Source organism: Comamonas thiooxydans, from assembly GCF_002157685.2.
Classification (GTDB): Bacteria; Pseudomonadota; Gammaproteobacteria; order Burkholderiales; family Burkholderiaceae_C; genus Comamonas; species Comamonas testosteroni_H.
Window position 1 is genome coordinate 5,035,597 of sequence record NZ_AP026738.1, and the last position, 23,676, is coordinate 5,059,272.

A 23,676-nucleotide genomic window follows, 5' to 3' on the forward strand; every position below is an offset into this window, starting at 1 on the left:
TTGTGAACTGGCTAACCCGCACATGCTCCAGAAAATTCATGCGTAATCTTTACATGGAAACCGACACGAACAATTTTTACGTTCGCCGTACAAGCACCCGCGACACCTGCTGCACACGCGAAGTGACCGCCCGGCAGGCCAGACATGTGGCTACCATCAGCGGATGCTCAGCTTCTCCAGCATGCGCACCAGCTCGGCAACCGAGCCAGCTTCCATCTTGCGCATGGCTTGAGATCGCCTGACTTTGATGGTAATTTCGCTGACATCCAGCTCTCCCGCGATCTGCTTGTTGAGCATGCCTCGCACCACGCCAGTCAACACCGACTGCTCCCCACTGGACAGCGAATTCCAACGCGAACGCAACTCCAGCAACTGCCCATCCTGCACACGGCGCTGGCGATCAAGGGCAATACCTTGCTGTATGGCATCCAGCAAATCCTGATCGCGAAACGGCTTGGTCAGAAACTCTATGGCCCCGGTCTTCATGGCCTCCACGCTCATGGGAATATCGCCATGGCCGGTGATGAAGATGGTAGGAAAACGCAGCCCCTGCTCCAGCATCTGGCGCCTGAACTCCATACCGCTCTGGCCCGGCATGCGGATGTCCAGCACCAAGCAGGCCGGCCCCTCGGGCGGGCTCAGCTCCAGATGGGCGAGAAAGTCGCGCGTCGCGCCGAAGGCAGACACGACCAGTCCCACGGAGAGAAGCAAATCCTCGATGGCCGCGCGCACCGAGGCGTCGTCATCAATCACATACACGGTTTCGAGCTCAGCCAAGCTTGTGTCCTCCTGATGCGGGATCACCCGAGGCGACGAGAGCCGCGATGGTCACATGAAACACGGCGCCGCTGTGCCCGTCCTCGCGCTCTGTGGCCCAGATGCGGCCACCGTTGGTCTCGGCCATGTGGCGACTGATGCTCAGCCCCAGACCCATGCCCTCACGCTTGGTGCTCCAGAAGGCATCGAACAAATGGCTTTTGGCCAGCGGCGACAGCCCCTCTCCCGCATCGGTGACTGTCAGCACCAGTTGCTGGCCCAAGGCCTGGGTAGCCACGGCAATGCGCCGCTGCACGGCCGGCGTTTCCTGCATGGCGTCCATGGCGTTGAGCAGCAGATTGCCCAGCACCTGCAAAAACTGCACTCGGTCGCACCAGGCCGGCGCCAGACCCGGCGCCAGTTGCAGGTCCATGGCAATGGCGCGCTGGTTCAGGTCCGCGCCCGACAGATTCACCATCTCGCGCACTGCCTCGTTGAGATCGAACTTCTGCTTGCTCGGTGCCTCGCCGCGCGCCATGGAGCGGATACGCGCAATGACCTCGCTGGCGCGCCGCGCATCGCCCAGGATACGCTCCAGCGCCTGGCCGGCTTTTTCGAGATTCGGTGGCTGCTGAGCCAGCCAGCGCTGGCTGGCATTGCCGCTGGTGACGATGGCGGCCAGCGGCTGGTTGACCTCATGGGCGATCGAGGCCGTCACCTGTCCCAGGCTGGTGGCCTGAGTGATGCGCAGCAACTGGGTCTGTGCTGCGTGGGCCGCATTCTGGGCGGCCACCATCTTCAGGCCCAGATAGGCCGTGATAACGATGGCCAGGACGCTGATGCCCGTGTTGATGAGTCCAGTGCGGTAGGCCCCGGCCGGCGTCAGCGCAAAGCTGGCCAGGGTGAGCGCTATGCACAGCGCCGTGGTGCCTATCACCAGGCGCGGGCTGAACCAGCGCACCGCCACAAGGATGACGGCCGTGTGGAACACGGCCGCGGCCACCGCGTACTCGGTCAGCGTATCCAGCGCGAAGATGGCTGCCATGGTCGCTGCCATGCCGGCCAGGATCAGGGCCCGGCGCAGATGCAGAAAGCGTTGCGGTTTGGCTGTCATGGCATGCAGGGCGGATCTCAGAGCGTGAAAGACCGTTGATTGTGGCTCAAGATGCGCGCACGCCAGCCCTGCCCGCCTACTCCATCATCACAACGCGGGTCGCTGGCCTATGCTCAGTTGCAGATCGACTGTTGCCTTGGCCAGGTCAGCATTGGCCTGTAGATAGCCGAGGTAGGCATCATCGGCCGAGCGCTGGGCCGACAGCAGCTCCAGCAACGAAGCCTGGCCGTGACGATAGGACAGTCGGATGCTCTCGAGCACGCGCTGCGCATCCGCCAGCACATTGCTGCGATAGCGCTCCACGTTCTCCTGCGCCGCCGCGAACCGGAAGTAGGCGGAGCGCACGTCAGCCTCGGCCTTGTGCTGCGACTGCTGCAGCCCCAGCATGGCCTGGGTCACGATGGCCTCTGCCTGCAGCACCTCACCGCGGTTCAGGCGCGAGAACGGGATGGGCACGCTCACCGAGACCGACAACATGCGCGAGCGGCTGCTCGCATCGAAGACATTGCCTTGGGCATCCATACCCGCAGACGTGGCAGGTATGGCGGTCAATCCCACGGCCAGCGTGGGATTGACCCAGCGGTTGGCCTGGGCCAGGCCGGCATTGTCGCGCGCATTGTCCAGCGTGGCCTGGGCCACGCGCACATCACTGCGCACATGCAGGGCCTGGGTCACCAGGACATCGATGCTCTTGTCGTTCGCAAAGGGCTGGAAATCGCATTGCAGCTCGTCGGAGCCAAAGACCTCCAGGAGCTTGCGCCCCAGCGGCACGCTCAGGGCCAGACGCGAGGTCTGGGCATCGGCGCGCGCCTGCGTCACGTCGGCCTGGAACTGGTCGCGCTCCACGCGCGACTGCCGCCACTCAACGGTGCCGACGTCGCCGGCCTTGCGTCGCACCTCGTTGGCCTTGACTACATCGGACAGAGCATTGAGCGTCTGCTCCTTGCGCTCCAGCGCCTCGCGGTCGCGGCAGGCCTGTGTGAAGTCCTGGGCCGCATCGGAGAACAGCTGGATGCGGAATCCCTCGACCTCAGCCTCGGCCAGCCGCACCTGGCTGCGTGCGGCGCGAATGCGAGCCGAGCGCTTGCCGCCGGTCTCCAGCTCCATGCTGAGTTCATAGGTCCGGTTCTGCGGCCTCGGCAGGCCGCTATTGACCTGCTCGCGCGCAGCTCCCAGCGAGAGCTGGGGATCGGGTCGTATGCCCGCGATGCCGACGCCAGCCCGGGCTGACACCACGTTCTGTTGCTGGGATTGCAGGTCCAGGCTGTGCTGCTCGACAGCGCTCAGATAGTCGCTGAAGCGCAGCCCGGCTGCGGCAGGCTGCGCCGCGGCCTGGGCCAATGCCGTGCCACCCAGGCCCAGCGCCGCCAGCAGCAGAGCCAGGCGCTTGAGGGAAAGAAAGGAAAATTGCATGGTGCATCCAAGTTTGTAGGTATTGCGCGGACCCGAACTCAGGGGGCCATGCGCTCCGCAGTGGCGGTGGGAACGGGGGCTGCGTCCTCGTCGTCGAGCTCCCCGCGCTCGGCCGCTCGCCGGCGCTTTCGCTCAAGCGCACGCTGGGCACGCAGCTCGACCACGTAATAGAGATTGGGTAGCAGCAGCAAGGTAAGCAAGGTGGCGCTGGCCAGACCGCAGACCACCACAGTGGCCAGTGGCCGCTGCACATCACTACCCAGGCCCGTAGCAAGCATGGCCGGCATGAGACCGAAGGCTGCCACCGTGGCCGTCATCAGCACCGGACGCATACGGCTCGATGCCCCCTCGAGCACAGCATCGCGCAACTCCAGACCGTCCTCGCGACGCAGGCGGTTGATCTGCGAAACCATGAGCACGCCCGACAGCACGGCCACACCGAACAGCGCGATGAAACCCACGGCACTCGAGACATTGAGCGTCATGCCACGCAGATGCAGTCCGGCAAAGCCGCCGATCATGGCCAGCGGCACCACGCCCAGCACCAGCAGCGGCTGGCGCAGATTGCCGAACTCGCCGAACAGCAGCACCAGCATGATGCCCAGCGTCAGTGGCAGGATGACCAGCAACCGTGCCTCGGCACGCTGCAGGTTCTCGAACTGGCCGCCCCACTCGATATGGGTCTTCTGGTGGTCGTACTGGAGCTGGGCATCGAGAGCCTCATGCGCATCCTTGAGGAAGCCCGCGAGATCACGGCCGCGCACATTGAGCTTGACCAGGATGTGGCGCTCGCCGCCCTCGCGCACGATCACGCTCTGGCCCACCGTGGTGCTGATGCGCGCCACATCGGCCAACGGCACCTGGGCGCCATTGGCAGCAGCCAGACGCAGCGCACCTATGGCTTCGGGGTCGCTGCGAGTACCGGGCGCGAAGCGCACCGTCATGTCGTAGCTGCGTTCACCCACGTAGAGCTGGCCTATGGAGGCCCCGCCCACGCCCGTGGAGATCAGCTGGGCCACATCGGCCGCGTTGATGCCGTAGCGCGCGGCAGCCGCTCGGTCCAGGTCTATACGCAGATTGGGCAGCGGCGGCTCGATGTCCACGGCCACATCGGCCGCACCGGGCACCTTGGACAGAATGCCCACCATCTCGTCGGCCACGCGCCGGTCCTCGCTCAGGTCCTGGCCGTAGACCTTCACGGTCAGATCGCTGTGCGCACCCGAGAGCTTGTCCTGCACGCCGTCGATCATGGGCTGCATGAAGCCCACGGTATAGCCAGGCATCCTCGCGAAGTGCTCGGCCATCTTGGCGATCAGTTGCTGCTTGTTCAGGCCCGACTTCCATTGATCGTAAGGATGCAGGCCCACGCTGGCCTCGATGTGCGAAGGCGTCCAGTAATCGGTACCGTCGTCGTTGCGTCCAGTCTGGGTCACGATATAGGACACCTCGGGGAACTCCAGCGTGGCCCGACGCAGCTCGTCGGCCATGTCGCGGGCTTTGTCCAGCGTGATGCCGGGAGGCATCTGCACCTGCAGCCAGATCGAGCCCTCGTCCAGATAAGGCAGGAAGTCGCGGCCTATGGTGCCGGCCAGCAGCACCAGCGCTACCATCGCCGCCGTCACGGCCCCTACCAGCCAGCGCATCTGCCCCACAGCGTCACTGAGAAAGCGGTCATAGCGCTTTCCCAGCCAGTGCAGCACGGGGTTGTGGAAGATCTTGCGCGGACGGCGAAACGCCATCCAGGCCAGGCCCGGCGTGAGCAGCAGCGCCACGGCCAGCGCTCCCACCAGGGCCGCCCCCACGGCACTGGCCATGGGCGAAAACAGCTTGTACTCGATGCGCTCGAAGCCGAACAGCGGCAGATAGGCAGCGGCGATCACGCACATGCCGAAGAAGATGGGGCGTGCCACCTGCAGCGTGGCAGAGATGGCGTCACGCGGCGTCAAGGGCTTGTCCTCCTGGGCCTCGCGGCGACGCAGAATGTTCTCGACCACGACCACGGCACCGTCCACCAAAATGCCGAAATCTATGGCTCCCAGCGACAACAGATTTGCCGGAATCCTGGCGTGATGCATGAACACAAAGGCCAGGAGCAGCGCCATGGGAATCGTCAGCGCCACGATCAGCGCCGCGCGCGGGCTGCCGAGGAACAGCAGCAGCACCAGGGTCACGACGATCATGCCTTCGGCCAGGGTCTTGCCCACGGTATGCGTGGTGCGCTCAATCAGCGTGGTGCGGTCCAGATAGGGCACGACTTTGACGTCGGGCGGCAGCAGCTTCTCGTTGAGCTCCTTCACCGCGGCATGGATGCCTTCCAGCGCCTTGGAGGGGTTCGCGTCCTTGAGCAGCAGCACGATGCCTTCCAGCGTGTCGGAGTTGTCGTCCTTGCCCAGAATGCCGCGGCGCTCCACATTGCCATAGGTCAGGCGTCCCAGGTCCTTGACCAGAATCGGCGTGCCGTTGTCCGAGGTCTTGACCACCACATTGCCCATGTCGTCGAGCGATCTCAGCAGGCCCACGCCGCGCACTACATAGGAGACTTCGCCACGGTCTATGACGCTGCCGCCGCCGCTGGCGTTGTTGGCATTGAGGGCATCGATCACCTGGGACAGGGTCAGCCCGTACTGCAGCAGGCGCGCGGGGTCGAGTTCGAGCATGAACTGCGTGGTCAGGCCGCCGAAATTCGTCACATCCACCACGGACTGTGCTTTCTTGAGGCGCGGAATCACCACCCACTGCTGCAGCTCGGACAACTCGCGCAGGCTGTGTGTGGAGCTTTCCAGCGTATAGCGGTAGACCTCGCCCGTGGGCGAGCTGTAGGGGTCGAGCGCAGCGCGCGCGCCATAGGGAAGATCGACCTCGTCCATGCGCTCCTTGAGGCGCTGACGCGCCCAGTAGCCGTCGACCCCGTCCTCGAACACGACGGTGATCAGCGACAGGCCGAACAGGCTGCGCGAACGCAGCACATGCATGGCCGGTGTGGCCAGCAGCGCACGCTCCAGCGGAATCGTGATCTGCTGCTCGATTTCCTCGGCCGCCAGACCCGGCACCTGGGTGACGATCTGCGAGGTCACATCGGCGATGTCGGGATAGGCCTCGAGCGGCAGCTGCTTCCAGCTGAACCCGCCATACAGGGCTGCAAAGATGAAGATCAGCCACACCACGCCGCGACGTGCAAAACTGAGATTGACGATGCGTTCGATCATTGCAGCAGCACTCCACCGTTGACGACGATGCGCTCGCCGGCCGCCAGGCCCGAGCGGATCTCCACCTTGCCATCCTGCTGCACGCCGACCTGCACGTCGCGTGGCTCAAAGCGGGCGCCCTTGTCCGTGTGCCCCTTGTCTACGAACACCCGTGAGCTCACATTGCCCTGGAGCAGCGCCGTGGTCGGCACCATGAGGGCGTCACGGCCTGGTCCGTCGAAGCTCACGCGCGCAAACATACCCGGGCGCAACCGCCCTTCGCGGTTGTCCACGGCCACGCGCACCTTGACGCTGCGCGTGGCGGCATCAACGATCTCACCCACGTATTGCACACGGCCTTCGAGCTTGAGGTCGGGATAGGCGGTCAGCGCGATATGCGCCTCCTGGCCCACATCCACATAGGCTAGGTCGCGCTCGGGCACGCTGGCGCTGAGCCAGACCTTGCTGAGATTGGCCACGGTCATCACCGAGGCATTCACATCGTTCCAATAGCCGCCCTGCGAGCCTGCCATTTCCACCACGCGTCCGCTGATCGGCGACTTGATCACATAGCTGCCGCGCGAGCTGGCCTGCACATCGGCGCCAAGCTGAGCCAGGCGGTCGGTCGCAGCGCGCGCATCGGCGCTGGACGCGGCCAGCGCCTGCTGCGCGGCCTCGTAGTCCTTGCGCGCCGCAATCTCGGCATCAAACAGCAGCTTCTGGCGGTCGAACTCCTGACGCGCCAGCAGCAGCGCGGACTGGGCCTTGGCATTGTCTGCCCGAGCGACCGAGATATCGGAGGAGTCCATGGTGATCAAGGCCTCACCGACCTTGACCGGGTCGCCGAGCTGTCGATGCAGATGCACCAGCCGGCCCGCGACCGGAGGCGTGATCTTGACCATCTTTTCAGGCTCGGCCTCGATACTCGCCGGCGCCGAGATCAGGGTCTGGACCTGCTCCTGGGTGGCCTGCGCCAGCTTCAGCTGCGCCAGCACTGGAGATTGCGACGGCACCACGACCAGATTGCCTTCGCGGTGCAGCGCAGTCCGGCTATCGGCAGCGGCTGCCGGCGTCTGTTTGTCGCCGTTGCAGGCAGCGAGCGCCAGACACAACAGCAGGCAGGCAGGCCCCACGGGACTGCAGGAGTTCAGGACTTGTTTCATAAGCAGCAAACAATGGCATCGATATGGCCAGGGCAGGTCCCGGCCCAGGATTGATCCTGTCTCGCCCTCGCAACTTCTTGAATACAGAAGCAGCTTTGCAGCAGGACAGAGAAGCGGGAGAGCATGAGGAAGCCGCGCGCTATAGCGCCGTCAAGGAATGGGCATCCAAGAGGAACTTCTCCATGCGATGGGCGGCAAAGCATGCCGCCGTGGCGCCAGGGTCTGGTGCCCTGATCCCCGCCTTTGATTATCAAACCCGCCAATCGACAAAGCGAGCCTGCCTTGGGAAGAGAGGCTTGGCTTTTGGTTGGTCCCAGCTATACCTTCGTATAGCGAACTCGTCATATGCCTGAAACAGAACAGGCCACCTTTGCAGGTGGCCCGTCACGAGCATGGGCGTCTGGCGTCGACCGCTGGCCTGGACTCAATCAACCGTGAGCCCGAGCTGCGCGGTCACGGTCGCATAGCGCTCGATATCGGCTGCGATGAGCTTGCCGAATTGGGCCGCAGACTCCCCGGCCGGCGTATAGCCCTGCTCGCGCAGCGCCTGCTGCATCTCGGGCTCGGCCAGTATCTGCGTCAGCACCTGGTGCAGACGGGCGATCACGGGCTCCGGCGTGGCAGCCGGCGCCAGCAAGCCATGCCACTGCTCTACGGCAAAACCAGCCAGGCCCTGCTCGGCCATCGTGGGGACATCGGGCAGGGATGCGACGCGGGCCAGTGCCGTGACAGCGATGGCCCGCACGCGGCCTGCAGCTATCAGGGGCGCGGCGCTGCTGGCCGTGACCACGGCCACAGGTACCTGTGTTGCGGCTACTGCAGTGATGGCCGGTCCGCAACCCTTGTAGGGCACATGCTGGAGGCTTGCATGGGCGGCCTGGGCCAGCATCTCACCCGCCATATGCTGGGGCGTTCCGTTGCCGCAGGAGGCAAATGACAAAGGCTCTCCAACGGTCGCTCCGGCCAGCGCATCGTGCAGATTGCGCACGCTGCTTTGGCTGGGAACCACCAGCACCGAAGCGATGCTGCCGACGTTGAACACAGCCTTGAAGTCCCGGCGTGGGTCGAAGTCCAGATGCTGGTAGACGCCGGGATTGATGGCAAACGAGCTGTTGACCATGAGCAGCGTGGCGCCGTCGGGTGCTGCCTCGGCCACTGCGCTCGCGCCGATATTGCCGCTAGCGCCGGGCCGGTTCTCCACCACTACGGACTGGCCCAAACGCTGCTGCATGGCCGCGCCCAGGCGACGCGCCAGCAGGTCCGTGCCACCGCCTGGCGGAAAGGTCACGACGATGGTGATGGGCTTTTCAAAGCGCACGGCAGCCGTACCCGTGCGCGCCAGCCATAGCCCGGCAGCCGCACTGGCCAGCGTTGCGGCCGCCAGAATCCAGGCTCCGCGCGCCCTAACAAACTGCTGTGTGATGGGCATAAGCGCCTTTCCCCTATTGATTTCCAGCATCCACAAAGCTGGCGCAATCCAGGCCAGAGGCGCCAAGCAAGGGCCGCCCCGCAGCAATGGCGCCGTCCACCTTCCAGGGGGAAGCCGCGCAGCGGCTCAGGGGGTATCTCAGTTCAAGCGTCCAGGCCTATATCGAGCACGCGCGCGCTGTGCGTGAGCCAGCCCACGGCAACCTGATCCACGCCCGTGGCAGCCACGGCAGCTGCAGTTTCGGGGGTAATACGCCCCGAGGCTTCGGTGATGGCCCGGCCCTTGCACATGCCGACCGCAATGCGCAAATCATCCAGACCCATATTGTCCAGCAGCACTACATCCACGCCCAGTTGCAGCGCCACATCCAGCTGGGCCAGCGTATCCACTTCCAGCTCGATCTTGACCATATGTCCCACGCCCGCACGAGCACGTCCCACCGCCGTGGCGACATCGCCGGCCAGTGCAATGTGGTTGTCCTTGATGAGTACGGCGTCGTCCAGGCCAAAACGGTGGTTGCTGCCGCCACCGACACGCACGGCGTACTTCTGCAAGGCTCGCAGGCCCGGCATGGTCTTGCGCGTACAGGTCACTCGGGTGCCGAAGGGCTTGACGGCCTCTGCAATCGAATGCGTGGCGCTGGCCACGCCGCTGAGATGGCAAAGGTAGTTGAGCGCCGTACGCTCGGCCGTGAGAATGGCTCGGCTTTTGCCACGAATGCGGGCGATCTCCATGCCAGGCTGCAGCAGCGTGCCGTCTGCGCAGCGGACGTCAAACTCCATGCGAGCATCCATCAGCACAAAGGCCAGACGTGCCAGATCAAGTCCGGCCAAGATTCCATCCTGCCTGGCCACCAGACGCAACTCGCCCATCGCATCGGCAGGAACAATGGTGTCGGTGGTCAAGTCTGCGGCACGTCCCAGATCTTCCAGCAAGGCCATGCGTACCAGCGGCTCCAGCATTACATCGGGCAGGGATGGGACGGGCAAGGCTGCAATTTTATTAATGCTCATTTTGAGTATTTTTAGTTCAATAAAAAACGCAAAGACTTCCAGATCGCTTTCAGGCCTTACGCAAACGGACTTATGCTAAGACTGAGCATTATTTAAGTCAAGCCGCTCCCGCAGTTAAAACAGTCCTCCATCCCAAGAGTGGTTCAGGGGCTAATGACTTCTTGCCAGCGGCAGCTTGTTGCCAGCAATGGCGCGCTCCAGCATTACATTGCGTCGAAAGCGAAACAGCTTGGCCGGGCGGCCCGCACCTACGGCCGTCATCTGGCCTGTTTCCTCAACCAGCGCCTGCTGCTCGATCAGGCGCCGGAAGTTCTGCTTGTGCAAGCCGCGCCCCGCCAATGCCTCCACAGTCTGTTGCAACTGCAGCAGCGAGAATTCCTCGGGCATCAGCTCAAACACCACGGGCCGGTATTTGATCTTGGCGCGCAAACGGGCCATGCCGGTAGCCAGAATGCGGCGGTGATCATTACTCATGGCGGCACCGGGCAGCAATTCGGCCGCGCGTGCTTCATCGCCCTCGCCCCAGGCTTCGGGCACCACACCTGCCTCAAACAGCAGCTCGTAGCGCTGCAGAACCAGCTCCTCGTTCCATTCGTGCTCATCAAGGCCAAAAGTCATTGAAGCTCTTTGCCAGCGTGCACTTCTAGCTACACTATCTGAAGCAGATTCGCTCCAGGCATGCAGCGCTGGCGCAATGCGCTCGGCAATCACGCCGGGCATCCCGTCGCGCCAGTCCTCCCAGGGAAAGTAGCGGTACCAGTCCTGCCAGCCCGGCTGTGCGGCACCGACCTCATCCAGTTCCTGAGTCAGCGCCAGATAGCTGATGGAGATGACATGCATGCCCAGTTGCTGCGAGCGCTCCCGGTCTGCGAAGGTGTAGAGCTGCTCCACAAAGCCCAGAGGATGGTGGGTCTGTTTCTCCACCCAGGCACGCAAGCTGGCCTGCAGCGAGCGGTGGTTGCTGGTAAAAGGCCCGGCAGGCAAGGCTCGCCCGGACCCGGTGGTCAGGATACGTGGCTGGCCACCCGTGACGGCAACCAGCACTGCCACCAGATCGGCCTGCACGGAATGCAGTTCGGAATTGTTCAAACCACTCAAAAGCTATGAAGACGAGGACAGGGAGGAAGAGCAAATTCTACGGTGAGGCAGCCCCTGTCCACGGCTTATCCGGACTCTTCCCCGAAAAGGTCAAGGAATCGCCCTGCGCCAGCAACTCGGGCGCCTGCACCAAAGGCATGTTCATCGACCCCGTGGCGATGGCCACCTGGTTGCGCCCCCTATGCTTGGCCCTGTATAGCGCCGCATCTGCGCGCTTGAGCAGATCGTCCTCGGTTTCGCCCGGCTCCCAGAGCCCAACCCCTAAAGAAATGGTGAAATGCCCCACCTCGGGATCGGCGCATTCCGCCACGGCACAGCGAATGCGCTCTGCCAGGCCCGCGGCCACACCAAGGCTGGCATCCGAGAGGACGATCAGGAACTCCTCTCCGCCCCAGCGCACGGCATGGTCATAGCGACGAACCTTGCCGGAAAGCACATGTGCCACCATCTTGAGCACACGATCTCCGGCAACATGGCCAAAGCGGTCGTTGACCTGCTTGAAAAGGTCGATATCGCCCAATATCACGCCATAAGGCCGCAGCTGATTCTGAGCCTGGAGCTGGTTGCGCTTGAGCTCGGCCTCGCCCGCATGGCGGTTGAGCAAGCCCGTCAGCTTGTCGCGGTTTGCACGCTCACGCAGCTCCATCTCTCGCTGCACCATGCGGCTGATGTCCTTGGATGCCCCTACATAGTGGCTGACCTGCCCTGACTCGTCGCGCAGAGCTGCAATGCTCTGCTCGGCGTAATACACGCCGCCACTCTTGTGACGGTTGATGAAGGTGGCACGAAAATTGTGGCCAAGACTCAATGCTTCCTGCAACTGGGCATAGAACTCCGGCTCATGCAGGCCCGAGCGCAGCATCTCGGTGGGCTGGCCCAGCAGTTCCGCCGCGCTATAGCCCGTGAGAGCTTCAAAAGCCTGGTTGACAAAGACGATGGTGGAGTCGCGATCCGTGATCAAAATGCCGTCATTGGCCGCATTCAATGCCCTCGCGAGTAGCGCGCGCTCCTGCTCGGCCTGCACACGCTCCGAAATATCGCGCTGCACCGCCACAAAATGCCGAATGACGCCCTTCTCATCACGCACGGGGGAAATATTCCACTCCACGTGGTAGGTGCAGCCGTCCTTGCGGTAGTTCACCACACTGCCCTGAAATGGCAGGCCTTGCTCCAGAGACTCATGCAAACGCTGCAATACCAGTTGATCCGTCAGCGGCCCCTGCAACATGCGCGGCGATCGGCCCAGAAGCTCTGCTTCGGTGTATCCGGTCATCTCGCACATGGCTGCATTGCAGTACTCGATGACAGGCCCCTCTCCATTCAACCTGGCATCGGTAATCATCACTGCGCAAAAGGACTGAGCCATGGCGATCTCCAGCAACTGGCCGGTGATCGTTCGCTTTGCGATGGCATTGGCACGAATCATGTTTGAACCTCGAGCGCGCTTGCAGTCGTGAAGGCTCATTATTCGTTACTTTGCGTCACTTGCGCATACCAAAAACATCAGCATCTCAGCTTGTCCACGCCGAGCTGCCCTCAGCAGTGCGGCTACCGGGCCATAAACCGTCAATTTCCAGGCTTTTCCCGCGGGTTGAACTGCCCGCTCCCGTCCCCCGCGCGCATCACCCATGGTCAGAGACATCGGTAGCTCAAACTGTAATCAGGTGGCATCTGCCAGCCTCAGCCGACCGCAATGGGAACACGGGGCTGCCCCTTACCAGTCGGTCTTGCATTGCCGAAGCCGGAAAAGGCTGCCACCCCAGTGACGTGCCGCAGCCATTTCCATGATTCCTAGAAGCAAGCATCAATGGAAAGAAAGCATGGTGACCGGCAGTGGCTCCGGCATAGGCCGGGGACACGCATCGTGGCTGCCGAAATCAAGCCCTCGCAGACCATTGCCGCAGGCGATTCGGGGCAAGGTACCGAAATCGAGGCTCTGGTTACCCGGTGCGATTGAGCCACGAGATCCATGGGGCACGCCCTCGCCACCTGGCCTGCGTGGGGATGCCCATCCAAGCAGAAGCACCCCATGCACCAGGCTGAAAAAAGGCGCAACGTTCCGGTCTCTGACAGGGAAGGCGCGCCGCTGGACTCTCTGTCAGGCTGCTTTCCAGAAAATATAGTCGGCCTGATACTGCACGATCTGCTTGCTGCCCAGATTCGCGGCTCCGCAGGCCATGCTCGGCGCGACGCCTCCCTTGGTTGCCACACGCTGGATAAAGGTCACCCCCTGCATGGCTCCCATGCCGGTGGCAGGGTTGGCCTTGACCAGTTGCAGAGGGATATTGCCCGCTCCGGCAGGAGCCACGGCAAGCTGCGTGGCAGTGATCTTGGAGCCGTCGTTATTCTCCCAGGTCGCTGGCGGCCCCCAGTATTTGCCGATGACCGTACCGCTTCGCGTTTGCAGCTTGGCATCGGGGCCTACAAACACCCATTCGTGCTCGGCTGCCATGTCCTTTTTGGCCTGGCACTCATAGGTGATCTGGCCAATACCCACAGTCTCCATGGCCACTTTGTGTCCTGCGGGTACTTGCACGGAAGCCGGAAGTTCGGCTTGTGAATACATGGAGTGCGAGCCCATGGATGAGCAAGCGCTCAGGCCAAGCGCGGATAGGCACAGAGCAGTCAGTGAAAGTGTGTGTCGGTGCTTCATGATGATTCCCTCAAACAAGGTGAAAAAATGCACTGGGCGAGACTGCCCGGTACTCTGGACTTCGCCAGGTCAGCCGCCAAATGACAAAGCATTGCTTGGCAAGGGGCGACCGAGAGCCGAGATCAGGGCCGTGTAGTGCATGGTTTCATCAGCCGCCAGGCGTCCCGCGACCTTGGCCAGATCGCGGCTCTCAAAGGCGGGAATGACGCCCAGGTAGGCGTTGGTCGCTCCAAGCTCCAGTCTTGCAGCGAGAGCCAGTACATCAGCCTGGCTTTTCAGGGTTGCAGCCTTCAGCGATTCGGCATAGGTCTGCATCGGGGCCTCGGCTACCGGCTTGCCACCCATTTTCTGAATGGTTGCAATCAGGGCGTCACGGTGGGCCTTGTGATGGCTTTGGAACAGCAGGGCGACATCCAGCACGGGCTTTTGCAGCAGACCGCTACCGGCTCCCAGCTGGTATGCATTGATTGCTTCATGTTCCAGCCCCAGGGCCACATTGAGGATGGATACATCCTTGGCTGGGTCATTACCCATGCCTTGAGCCAGAGCTTCGCTACCTGCCAGCATGGCGACGGCCACCGCTGACAAAGTACCGGTAGTACCCAGAAATCCGCGTCGCGATGCCATGAGGGAGGAATGGCCTTCAAACAGATTGATCTTCATGATGACTCCTAGTTGACTGTGGAGCTGTGTCGAGCAATTTCAATGTCCGACTCTTGGAATACGCAGTCTGCGGATCGGTGGATTCAAGTTTTTGAAAATATTTCTGCGCCAATTCATGCGTTGCCCACATCCGACAGCCGAGATGCTGCGTATAGGTAAACAGGCAAGGTCGGCAACACGCCTTGGCAGTTATCCAACAGCGCCGCATTAAAGAGGCACTTCTGTTCACAATGGCTGCATGAGCGCCAAAACACCGGACAACGAACTGATGGACTTACTCGACCGCGTCGCAGCCCGGGATGAGCGTGCTCTCAAGCTGCTGTACGACCTGACTGCCTCGCGGCTGTATGGGCTGGCTCTGCGCATCGTCGCCAACAAAGAGTGGGCCGAGGACGTGTTGCAAGAGAGCTTTCTGGGCATCTGGCGCAGTGCGGAGACCTACCGAGACTCGCTCAGCCCGCCCCTGGCCTGGATGGGCATGCTGGTGCGCAGCCGGGCTTTGGACTTTTTGCGCCGGCGCAGAGCCGAGCGCCTGCATCTCAATGTCCCTATCGAAAGCGTAGAAGAGCTTTTGCAGGACAAGGATGCGCAAGCGCCCATGCAGCTGATTGAGGCTAGCGAACAGGCCGCGGCATTGCATCAGTGCCTGCAACAACTGGCGCAGCCCCAGCGCCAAGTGGTGAGCTTGGCCTATCTGAGGGATTTAAGTCATAGCGAGCTGGCCAGCAGCCTGAAGCTGCCGCTGGGCACCGTCAAGACATGGATGCGCCGCAGCCTGGAGCAACTGCGCAAATGCATGGCCCGCCATGTCTGAGCGCCAGGAGTCCACATCATGAATCTGACTCGAAACCCCGAATTGCTCGACCGTCTGGCTGCGTCCTATTCCTTGGGAACATTGCACGGGGGAGCACGCCGACGCTTTGAGCAACTGGCACGCGAATATCCGCAGGTACGGGCGGCAGCATTGCTGTGGCAAGGTCGCTGGTCGGCCTTCTCCGAGGTTCAGACTCCAATACAGCCCGATGCAGCGGTCTGGACGCGCATAGTCAATTTGCTGCAAGCCGAAGATGCCAACATCAGACTGGCTCGCCAACGTGAAGCTGTTGTATCGAAGCCGCCAGTGCCATCACTCGCTTGGTGGCGTGGGCTGGCCCTGGCAGGCGGACTGGCCACTGTAGCGGCTATCTCGGTGGGACTTTGGTTTCAGCGGGGGCTCGAAGACGCCTCACGGCAACAACTGTCTGCGCTGCAAGCTCAGCTCCAGATGGCACAGGCTGCACTGCAGGCTGCCCCCCAGATTCAGTATGTGGCGGTGCTGGCCGACGGCAAGGCCGATGCATCCGTGCTGGTGACGTTCGATCCTCGACATAAGCAATTGGTGTTGCAGCGTGTGAGCGGCTTTAAAGAAGCGGACAACCAGTCTTTGCAACTGTGGGCCTTGCCCCAGCAAGGCGCTCCGCGCTCTTTGGGCGTCATGGGTGATGGAAAGCTTGAGCAACTCACTGCGCAGGAGAGCGATGTGAACGCAATCCCGGCCCTGGCCATCAGCCTGGAGCCGAAAGGCGGCGTCCCCAGCTCAACGGGGCCGACTGGCCCGGTGCTTTTCAAGGGCTCACTCATTCGCCGTGATCTCTGATTCGCATCTCCATTGACACTGCAGCGAACCGTGCCCGATTTATCCGGAGCCATTGAGGTTCAACGGCGGCCATAAGTGGCGAGTCCTGTCGCTGCTTTCTGCTGCAAAAACGGTGTATCAGCTTGCTCTCCTGAATGAGCGCTTTTAATTGCTTGGCAAATGCGCGGCCATCTTTCAGGCCTCTCGGAGGCGCAACGTCAGTTGCGACATCACTGTATGACCATGGTCAGGACATGCTGACGTGGCAGCCTGGATGGATGTGCGGCTACAGCCCTGATCTCTTGAATCACCAGTAAGAATGCCGGTGATGATTGGCACCTGCTCGGCTAGTACAGATGCCGCCCCTCGAACTTCGGACATCAGCCCTCCTGCGCAGGAGCGAGCCGGCTATCTTTCAGGACAGCATCTGCTCGTCTTCCGGCCGCTTCGTGACAACCCAGCCTGGCCAGGGTGGCCCGCAGGTTGTGATTGCAGAAACAAAATGAGCTTGATGCTGCGTCGGCTGCGGACGCAGTACCTGCAGCTCAATCCACAAAAATCGAGCATGGTGGAGTGTGGGGAGCGACAAGACGTCGAGATGGCTATTGCCGCTCCCTTGCTTGCTATTTGCTCATGGCGCCCTTGGACATTCCTTCCTTATCCATGGCGTCCTTGCTCATCTTGTCCTTGCCCATGTGGTCCATGGAGGATTTTCCGTCCTTGGTCATTGCGCCCTTGCTCATGCTCATGGAATCCTTGTGCTTGGTGTCCTTGCCCATGGCAGGCTTGTCCATGCCCATTTGATCTTTGCCCATGGGCTCCTTGGTCATCGCATCGGCTGCAAAGGCCGAAGTGACGCTCAATGCCAGACACATGGAAAGCGCGGTGGTGATGAATGCGTGTTTCATGATGGTACTTTCTTGGCTCAGGTGGAAAAAGACGGCATGCGCCGCAGTGGGAACAGGAGAGATCGGTTTGAAGAAGTGTTTCCTCAACTACCGCCGAACCAGTTGTAGCCCTGGTCTTCCCAGTAGCCGCGGTTGAAGGAGTTGCTCACGAAGATGGCCCGTATGTGCTTGGGATTCTTGTAGCCCAGCTTGGTAGGCATGCGAAGCTTCATCGGGAAGCCGTATCTGGGCGGCAGAGGCTGCCCATCCCAGTCGAGGGCAAGCAGCGTCTGAGGATGCAGGGCTGTCGCCATATCGATGCTGGTGTAGTAGTCATCGGCACATTGAAAGCCTACATAGCGGGCACTGAGGTCAGCTCCCACGGCGCGTAGAAAATCACCAAAGCGTGGACCACCCCATTTGCCGATGGCGCTCCAGCCCTCCACACAGATGTGGCGCGTGACCTGCGCGTACTGCGGCAGCGCGCGCAGCTCATGGAGCGTCCAGCCGCGCTTGTCGGCCACAAGGCCTGTGACCTCCAGAAGAAAACTGGCTCCGTCCACTTCCGGAACCTTGCTTTCCTCATAAAAAGCATTGAAGGGAAATGGCCGGGTGATCATGGATTCGGGGTAAGTAGGTGCAAGACGCGAGGAGTCGAACAGCCAACCCTGTATACGATCATTGAAGCGCGATATCCGGGAGAGCGCCGCTTCCGCTGTGGCGTTGTCGTCGATGCGGCACCCACTGAGCAGGCCGATGCCACCCAGTGTGAGACCTCGTGCCAGAAACTGCCGACGCGTTGATTGCGACAACTGCCTGTCGATCAGGCGACTAGCCTCGGCGACCACTACTTCACCGTTGTCCCTATGCCAGAGGGATGTGCTCATGTCGTGCTCTCCTTGATCTCAGGACGGAACGTCGGGCGGCCCAGCACCATGAGGAGCAAAGAGCGCGGAACCAGTACGACCATGAAAAGATGAACGGCAACAAAGCAGACAATGGCCGCCATGCAGTAAAAATGAATGCGTCGTGCCATGTCGTAGCCACCCAGAAGCTCGCGCAGCAGCGGAAACTGCACCGACTTCCAGATCACCAGGCCACTGAGCACCAGCAATATCAAATCTGCAACGGCAAACAGGTAGGCTGCGCGCTGCAGCTGGTTGTAGTGACTCAAGTCTGAATGCGACAAACGTGCCGTCAGTGCGAGCCAGGTGTCACGCAATATGCCGCGTACAGTGACGGGAAGCATGCGCTGCGCAAACCTGCCCGTGAACAGATTGAGCAACAGATAGGCCAGCCCATTGAGCACGAACAGCCACATACCCGCGAAATGCCATTGCAGTGCGCCACCCAGCCAGCCGCCCAGGGTGAGGCCGGCGGGAAAGAAGAAGTCAAAAATGGGCGAGGCGTTGTAGATTCGCCAGCCGCTCATCACCATGACCAGCACAGCTAGAGCATTGATCCAGTGGGTCATGCGCAGCCACAACGGCTGAACTGTGGCGCTGCGCTTCGACGGTTGATGTGCAGGAGAAGGCATGAGCGCATTGTTTCGCGCACCTGATCTCGAAGTCCTCACCGAAAGTTCAAAAAATCGTGATAGTTCGGCAAGCGCAGTTGATGAGCTGAATCGAGCTTCTTCCACCTCCATGCTTCAGGGCAGTTGCAGCACAGCCAAGACCAAAGGCTTCCAGCCTATTTTTCGAGGGTTCACAGTCCCACTTCTTGAACGACAAGACTGGCAAAGATTCACAGCTGAGCAAAGCTGCAGCTCCCATGCCTGCAAGGACTGACTGACCGGCCACTCTGCTTTCCAGCAACTAAGCTCGCTTAGACGACGGCCTCAGAAACGCCTGGTTGAGCGAGCGCTTCAGGCTTGACCTAGTAAAGGCGGATTGTTCAGATTGCCATCTGCTTCGCTATCAATGACTACCCGACAACAGTGGCGCAGACCTGTATCGCTTTTGGGGCGATGCAGCTCATCCATGAGCCGCTTGACCCGGCTGCGCACCGGTTTTCCTCGACAGCTTCGAGCCGCAGAGACCGGCCCCAGGGATATGTCTATTGTGTGACGCAGCCTGAGCTACGTATGGCCTGCCTCGTTGACATCAATAGAGATTGAAAACCGCGCAGTTACAGCTCTCCATGGAATAAACCGCTTCGTTGAACTGTTTACAGCACGTCAACCAAAAAGAGACTCCATGACCCGCCTCGTTTTCCTTGCCGCCCTGAACTCGGTGCTGCTGGCGGTCTGTGCCATGACATCCGGGACCCAGGCACAGATGCCAGCCTCCGCCATCAATGGTGTGCTCGTTGGCCCCAATCAGATGACGCTCTATGTCTTCGACACGGATGCCGCTAAAAGCGTGTGCAACGGAGTCTGCGCCACGAACTGGCCTCCGTCGATGGTGGCCGCAGGCAGCGCTGCCAATGGCGACCGGAGCGTCGTGATCCGTGACAGCGGCGACAAACAATGGGCCTACAAAGGCCGTCCGCTCTACTACTGGGCCAAAGATGCCAAGCCAGGAGACAAGACGGGAGATGGCTTTCTCAACAACGCCTGACACACAGCCCAACCCTAAGAGTCCAAGGTCCGAGCATTGAAAGGAAGAAGCAATGAACCGCAGAAAAATAAAGCTCGCAGCAGCTTGCATCATGGCGCTGCCCCCGGTGTTCCTCCAGGCTGCAGAACCTGAAGTGACGGCACCCGAGGTTGTCCAGGCTCTGGAAGGTAGCTTTGGCGTGCACCAGGGACAGCGCCGCAATCACATCAAAGGAAGCTGCGCGATCGGCGAATTCGTCGGCACCGCTGAGGCGGCCGGCTACTCGCGCTCCATCTTGTTCACAGGCAAAGTCGTTCCGGTAATCGCCCGCTTCTCTCTGGCAGGTGGCAATCCCAAGGTCACTGATGCCGCCAGGAGCGCGCGTGGCATGGCGCTGCAATTCAAGCTCCCGCAGGGGCAGTTGCAGCAGATGTCCATGTTGAACACCCCCATATTCGGTGCATCCAGCACCAGGACTTTCCTGGATCTGACTTTGGCCCAGCGCCCGGATCCCACCACCGGCAAGCCAGATCCGGAAACGCTCAGCGCATTCAAGGCTTCCCATCCCGACCATCATGCCCAGGCCCAATACTTGGCCAGCCACAACCCGCCAGATAGCTACACCCACAGCGCATTCTTTGGAATTCACACCTTAAGTTCATCAACGCACAGGACAAGGTGACCCCGGTGCGCTGGCGCTTCGTGCCGCAGGAGGGTGAGAAGTCTCTGAGCAACGAAGCATTGAAGACGGCAGGTGCCGACTTCCTGGAGAAAGCCTTGATCGACAGCACGGCGCAAAAGCCGGCTCGCTGGGACATGCTGGTGACTATAGGGCAGCCTGGCGATCCACAGGACGACCCTACGCAGCCCTGGCCTGCACAGCGGCCCGAGTTCAAGGCCGGTACATTGACGATCACCAGTGCCTCGCCCCAAAAAACATCCATGTGCGAGTCGATCAACTTTGACCCGATGGTCATGGCCGACGGCATTGCGCCGACCAATGATCCGGTGCTCCGCTTTCGCTCCCAGGCCTATGCTGTGTCATTTGGCAAGCGCTTGAGCGGTCAATGAATTCCAAGATCACCTCGAATGGATCAAGACATCCGGGCATCCGAGACTGCGGTCGGCAGACCTTGCAGTTCACGGCCCAACCAGCCTATGTGCTCTGCGCTGCGTACATCCGGCAGAGTACATGGGACGAATGCTCGTTTCCTGGCCTCCCTGGCTTTTCAGCAGGAGTTTTCAGCATGCGGCGACCGGGAGCATATGGGTCTTTATAGAATCGGGCATGGATATCGACAAGATCAAGGGCCGTCTGGCCTTTCTGCAGGAAGCGGAAAAGCTCAAGAGCGTGCTTCGAAGCGCGCACACATCGACAGGCAGGACGGAGAGCACCGCCGAACATACTTGGCGTCTGTGCCTGATGGCGATGACATTCGAGGACGAGCTTGCCGGCATGGACATGCTCAAGCTGCTGAAAATGTGCCTTGTGCATGATTTGGGCGAAGCGATTCACGGAGACATTCCTGCCATCGAGAAAGACCAGCATCCTGACAAAAGCGAGCAGGAAAAGGCCGATCTGCTGCATGTCACACGCTCGCTCGATGAGTCGCACCAAGCCGAGATCCTTGCGCTTTGGCAGGAGTATGAGGATGCCGCATCGCCCGAAGCCAAAGCCGTGAAGGCACTGGACAAGCTGGAGACCATTCTTCAGCACAACCAGGGAGCCAATCCGGCCGACTTCGACTACGGATTCAATCTGACATACGGTCAGAAGCACACCAGCACCGAACCTCTGTTTTCATTGATGCGCAAAATTCTCGACGAAGGCACACGCCAGAGAATGGCCGAAGCCTCCTGCAATCCTGGCCAGTCGCTCTAGGCCAGCATCAAGCGCTGCCGGCAAGGCATTTCTTGTCTGAGAGTCAGTGCTGCAAAGCAGCCCTTGGTCGTCGAAATCGAGCTGCTGCATCGTGCCCGGGTGAGCAACCGCATGCGGAAATCGATCTTTCAGATCGATACGGAATCCACAATCCCGCCCGCTGGAATGGTTTGAAGGCTCCCCAAAACCTGACTCTTCGATTTTTTCATACGACCTCGGTCGAGCACAGCCGCAGCTTTGGGCCAGAAGCTTGCGGTCGCAAACCTCAGTCTCTTGACAGATATGCAGCGGTACGATCAAATCGAAACGGCCACAGCACTCCTCCCAGGCAAACGCATGATCTTTGGGGACTTCGAGCCGATAGCCGAAGTGAAGACCTGATGTCCGCCTTCGGGCCGACCGCTGCCCGTGACCCGCTCAAGCAGGCCTGTCATCTCCTTGCGCCAACTTGAGCAGGCAAGAGCAGAGCCTGCTGAAAGCATGCCGCCTGCGTCTGGCGAAGATGTCGCATAGCTTAGCGGGGAGCCTGTGATTCGGAGATTGCATTGCTGGCTGCCGAATCAAGGCAGATCTGACTTTTCGCAGGCGTCTCAGCACCCGGCTCAGCAGAATGCCAGCAGGCTCTCACAGTATCGAGCATGGCGGGCTTTCGCTGCGGCGGCGCTGCCTTGATGCTGCCGAGGCTGATGAATCCGGCCAGATACTCGGTTGACTCGACCCCCAGCTCAGAGCAAAGCAAAACGTCGAAGCAGCGCTCTCCGCTGAGCATGATGGCACCAAAGCCGAGTTGATGCGCGGCATTCAGCAGGTTGCCCAGTGCTGAGCCGGCTGCCAGCCATTGCTCACGCTCCGGCACCCGCATGCGCAGCTTGGGCGAGATGATGAAAGCGAGCAAAGTCGGGCTGCGTGTGGCGTGCTCACGCGCACGCCTGAGGTCCTCACTGGAGGCTAGAGGGTCGCGGCGCAATTTCTCCTGTTCGAATAAATCTGCCAGCCGCGCTCGGGAATCCGCGGGAAACACCAGTACACGCCACGGATGTAGACCACCATGATCTGGTGCGCTCAACGCCGCCTCGATCATCAGGTCGATCTCCTGGCTATCCGCTCCAGGTGCCTCAAGTCGCTTCGGTGAGACGGAGCGTCGATCCAGAAGAGGGGCAATTGCCTTTCTGCTGTTCGAAACCGCAAATACATGCTTGAGGGTGGAAATGGCCTCCGACAAGCCTTGAGCCCAGACAACGACCTTCTCGCCTTCAGGCGTGAACCCCCGAAAGACTGTCCCGGTTTTCACAAGGGAACAGCCGTACTCGGATTCGGCTTCTGCCACAGCTTTCTTCAACTGCGCTTGAGAGATTTGGCATGCAATTGCTGCTGCCGCCCAGTCCTGCTCCCGATGGAGGGCCAGCAGGTAGGAAATGTGATCTTGCTTCACTAAAGCCCTCTACTAAACATGATCGTCGCGAAGTACGAACAAGGCATTGGTTACTCGAACCCGCTTATGAACGGTGACATGGGCAAGCCGTGTTCGTCATGTCTTTGCACATAAAGCGCACATCTTCGTGAATCAATGTCTGCCCTTGCAAAGCCACGCGCCTGCTTGCGCAAATCTTTGAGGGGAAGATGTGGCGTTCAGTCTGCAGCCCCTGAATATCGAACCAAGGGACGCAGCATGGGCTTGAGCGGATCAGGCGTGTTGTCCAACTCGGACAGCGCATCCGCCTGTTCATACAAAGCGGCAGTCACGCCTGGTGAGTACGCCTGGTGCAGGTTGGCCACTTCAAGGCGGGTATACAGAGCAGACGCGATAGCCTTGCGGTGCTCTGGCCGGTCGAGGTGGAGCCCCCAGATTGACTCCTCCAACAGTATTTCCAGCACTTGCAGCCGCTCTTCAACACTGAGCTTTTCGCTTCCCATATAAATCTCAATTCACATAAGCACAAGAGTTCGGGAGACAGTGGCAGGTGGAAGCAGGAGGAGCCGCTGCGCGCCAACTAGACGAAGTCTGCCATGCCGGCCTTCGTTATATTCAAGTATATATTACGAAGAGATGAGCCGCCCAACGGATATGGCGGATGAAAATCAGCAGCACTGCTTGCTCATGCTTTGCGAGAAGCGGGCCAGCGTGTCTAACGGCATTGATGCGATGCATTCAGCGCCCTGCCCTCGTGGTGACGGGGAGGCGATGAGCGTTAAGCGATGAAGTTCGTGCTTGAGCCGCAGCACGAGGTTCAATGCCATGAAAGATTCTTTGCACTACGCTCCGCT

The 23,676-nt window shown here is 60.9% G+C and carries 22 protein-coding genes and 1 pseudogene; 6 read left to right on the plus strand and 17 right to left on the minus strand.

Features of this window, described 5'->3' with window-relative positions; all coding sequences use genetic code 11:
• Nucleotides 1-156: 156 nt before the first annotated feature.
• From CTR2_RS23470 to CTR2_RS23520, 11 genes are all read right to left on the minus strand, one after another.
• Nucleotides 157-777 (minus strand): response regulator transcription factor, encoded by a 621-nt coding sequence (locus tag CTR2_RS23470; RefSeq protein ID WP_087080553.1) that lies wholly within the window; start codon nucleotides 775-777, stop codon nucleotides 157-159.
• Nucleotides 770-1,870: a sensor histidine kinase gene (locus CTR2_RS23475; protein WP_087080551.1), complete on the minus strand. Its 1,101-nt coding sequence runs from the start codon at nucleotides 1,868-1,870 to the stop codon at nucleotides 770-772. The genes CTR2_RS23470 and CTR2_RS23475 overlap by 8 nt, the downstream gene beginning before the upstream one ends.
• Before the next feature lie 87 nt (nucleotides 1,871-1,957).
• Nucleotides 1,958-3,283, minus strand: coding sequence for a TolC family protein (locus tag CTR2_RS23480; RefSeq protein WP_087080550.1), 1,326 nt, complete (start codon nucleotides 3,281-3,283; stop codon nucleotides 1,958-1,960).
• 38 nt (nucleotides 3,284-3,321) lie between these two features.
• Complete coding sequence (locus tag CTR2_RS23485) at nucleotides 3,322-6,489, minus strand: efflux RND transporter permease subunit (RefSeq protein WP_087080548.1); 3,168 nt, start codon at nucleotides 6,487-6,489, stop codon at nucleotides 3,322-3,324.
• Nucleotides 6,486-7,631: an efflux RND transporter periplasmic adaptor subunit gene (locus CTR2_RS23490; protein WP_087080546.1), complete on the minus strand. Its 1,146-nt coding sequence runs from the start codon at nucleotides 7,629-7,631 to the stop codon at nucleotides 6,486-6,488. Before CTR2_RS23490 ends, CTR2_RS23485 begins: the two co-directional genes overlap by 4 nt.
• Nucleotides 7,632-8,055: 424 nt before the next feature.
• Entirely contained in the window at nucleotides 8,056-9,060 is a 1,005-nt protein-coding gene (locus CTR2_RS23495; RefSeq protein WP_087080543.1) for a tripartite tricarboxylate transporter substrate binding protein, read from the minus strand.
• Between the two features lie 143 nt (nucleotides 9,061-9,203).
• The gene (nadC, locus tag CTR2_RS23500) at nucleotides 9,204-10,073 is read right to left on the minus strand and encodes a carboxylating nicotinate-nucleotide diphosphorylase (protein ID WP_087080541.1); all 870 of its coding nucleotides are present in this window, start codon (nucleotides 10,071-10,073) and stop codon (nucleotides 9,204-9,206) included.
• A 150-nt stretch (nucleotides 10,074-10,223) separates the two neighbouring features.
• Nucleotides 10,224-11,162: an NUDIX hydrolase gene (locus tag CTR2_RS23505; protein WP_087080539.1), complete on the minus strand. Its 939-nt coding sequence runs from the start codon at nucleotides 11,160-11,162 to the stop codon at nucleotides 10,224-10,226.
• Between the two features lie 46 nt (nucleotides 11,163-11,208).
• Complete coding sequence (locus CTR2_RS23510; protein ID WP_087080537.1) at nucleotides 11,209-12,597, minus strand: sensor domain-containing diguanylate cyclase; 1,389 nt, start codon at nucleotides 12,595-12,597, stop codon at nucleotides 11,209-11,211.
• A gap of 672 nt (nucleotides 12,598-13,269) precedes the next feature.
• Nucleotides 13,270-13,824, minus strand: coding sequence for a DUF3455 domain-containing protein (locus CTR2_RS23515; RefSeq protein WP_087084439.1), 555 nt, complete (start codon nucleotides 13,822-13,824; stop codon nucleotides 13,270-13,272).
• Between the two features lie 69 nt (nucleotides 13,825-13,893).
• Nucleotides 13,894-14,487, minus strand: a complete 594-nt coding sequence (locus tag CTR2_RS23520; protein ID WP_087080535.1) for a ferritin-like domain-containing protein — start codon at nucleotides 14,485-14,487, stop codon at nucleotides 13,894-13,896.
• Between the two features lie 238 nt (nucleotides 14,488-14,725).
• Here CTR2_RS23520 and CTR2_RS23525 point away from each other — a divergent pair, with 238 nt between their 5' ends.
• Entirely contained in the window at nucleotides 14,726-15,301 is a 576-nt protein-coding gene (locus CTR2_RS23525; RefSeq protein WP_087080533.1) for an RNA polymerase sigma factor, read from the plus strand.
• 18 nt (nucleotides 15,302-15,319) lie between these two features.
• A complete protein-coding gene (locus tag CTR2_RS23530; RefSeq protein WP_087080531.1) occupies nucleotides 15,320-16,123 on the plus strand; it encodes an anti-sigma factor in 804 nt (267 codons plus the stop codon).
• A gap of 602 nt (nucleotides 16,124-16,725) precedes the next feature.
• Here CTR2_RS23530 and CTR2_RS23535 read toward each other — a convergent pair.
• The 3 genes from CTR2_RS23535 to CTR2_RS23545 form a co-directional block, all read right to left on the minus strand.
• A complete protein-coding gene (locus CTR2_RS23535) occupies nucleotides 16,726-17,010 on the minus strand; it encodes a hypothetical protein (protein WP_087080529.1) in 285 nt (94 codons plus the stop codon).
• A gap of 83 nt (nucleotides 17,011-17,093) precedes the next feature.
• Nucleotides 17,094-17,876 (minus strand): molybdopterin-dependent oxidoreductase, encoded by a 783-nt coding sequence (locus CTR2_RS23540; protein ID WP_087080527.1) that lies wholly within the window; start codon nucleotides 17,874-17,876, stop codon nucleotides 17,094-17,096.
• The gene (locus CTR2_RS23545) at nucleotides 17,873-18,526 is read right to left on the minus strand and encodes a cytochrome b/b6 domain-containing protein (RefSeq protein WP_087080525.1); all 654 of its coding nucleotides are present in this window, start codon (nucleotides 18,524-18,526) and stop codon (nucleotides 17,873-17,875) included. Before CTR2_RS23545 ends, CTR2_RS23540 begins: the two co-directional genes overlap by 4 nt.
• On the opposite strand from CTR2_RS23545, the gene CTR2_RS23550 reads away from it, so the two are divergent.
• From CTR2_RS23550 to CTR2_RS23565, 4 genes and pseudogenes are all read left to right on the plus strand, one after another.
• Nucleotides 18,525-18,779, plus strand: a complete 255-nt coding sequence (locus CTR2_RS23550) for a hypothetical protein (RefSeq protein ID WP_140400971.1) — start codon at nucleotides 18,525-18,527, stop codon at nucleotides 18,777-18,779. The two genes, CTR2_RS23545 and CTR2_RS23550, sit on opposite strands and share 2 nt — an antisense overlap.
• Nucleotides 18,780-19,187: 408 nt before the next feature.
• The gene (locus CTR2_RS23555; RefSeq protein WP_087080523.1) at nucleotides 19,188-19,550 is read left to right on the plus strand and encodes a COG4315 family predicted lipoprotein; all 363 of its coding nucleotides are present in this window, start codon (nucleotides 19,188-19,190) and stop codon (nucleotides 19,548-19,550) included.
• A 91-nt stretch (nucleotides 19,551-19,641) separates the two neighbouring features.
• Nucleotides 19,642-20,600 (plus strand): annotated as a pseudogene (locus tag CTR2_RS23560) (catalase family peroxidase).
• 217 nt (nucleotides 20,601-20,817) lie between these two features.
• Nucleotides 20,818-21,411 carry an HD domain-containing protein gene (locus tag CTR2_RS23565; RefSeq protein ID WP_087080521.1) on the plus strand — a complete coding sequence of 198 codons (594 nt, stop codon included), beginning with the start codon at nucleotides 20,818-20,820 and terminating at the stop codon, nucleotides 21,409-21,411.
• 514 nt (nucleotides 21,412-21,925) lie between these two features.
• Here the strand turns inward: CTR2_RS23565 and CTR2_RS23570 are convergent.
• The 3 genes from CTR2_RS23570 to CTR2_RS23580 form a co-directional block, all read right to left on the minus strand.
• The gene (locus CTR2_RS23570; protein ID WP_087080519.1) at nucleotides 21,926-22,843 is read right to left on the minus strand and encodes a nitroreductase family protein; all 918 of its coding nucleotides are present in this window, start codon (nucleotides 22,841-22,843) and stop codon (nucleotides 21,926-21,928) included.
• Nucleotides 22,844-23,040: 197 nt separating this feature from the next.
• Nucleotides 23,041-23,325, minus strand: coding sequence for a hypothetical protein (locus CTR2_RS23575; RefSeq protein WP_087080517.1), 285 nt, complete (start codon nucleotides 23,323-23,325; stop codon nucleotides 23,041-23,043).
• A 165-nt stretch (nucleotides 23,326-23,490) separates the two neighbouring features.
• Nucleotides 23,491-23,649 carry a hypothetical protein gene (locus CTR2_RS23580; protein WP_153260304.1) on the minus strand — a complete coding sequence of 53 codons (159 nt, stop codon included), beginning with the start codon at nucleotides 23,647-23,649 and terminating at the stop codon, nucleotides 23,491-23,493.
• Nucleotides 23,650-23,676: the final 27 nt, after the last annotated feature.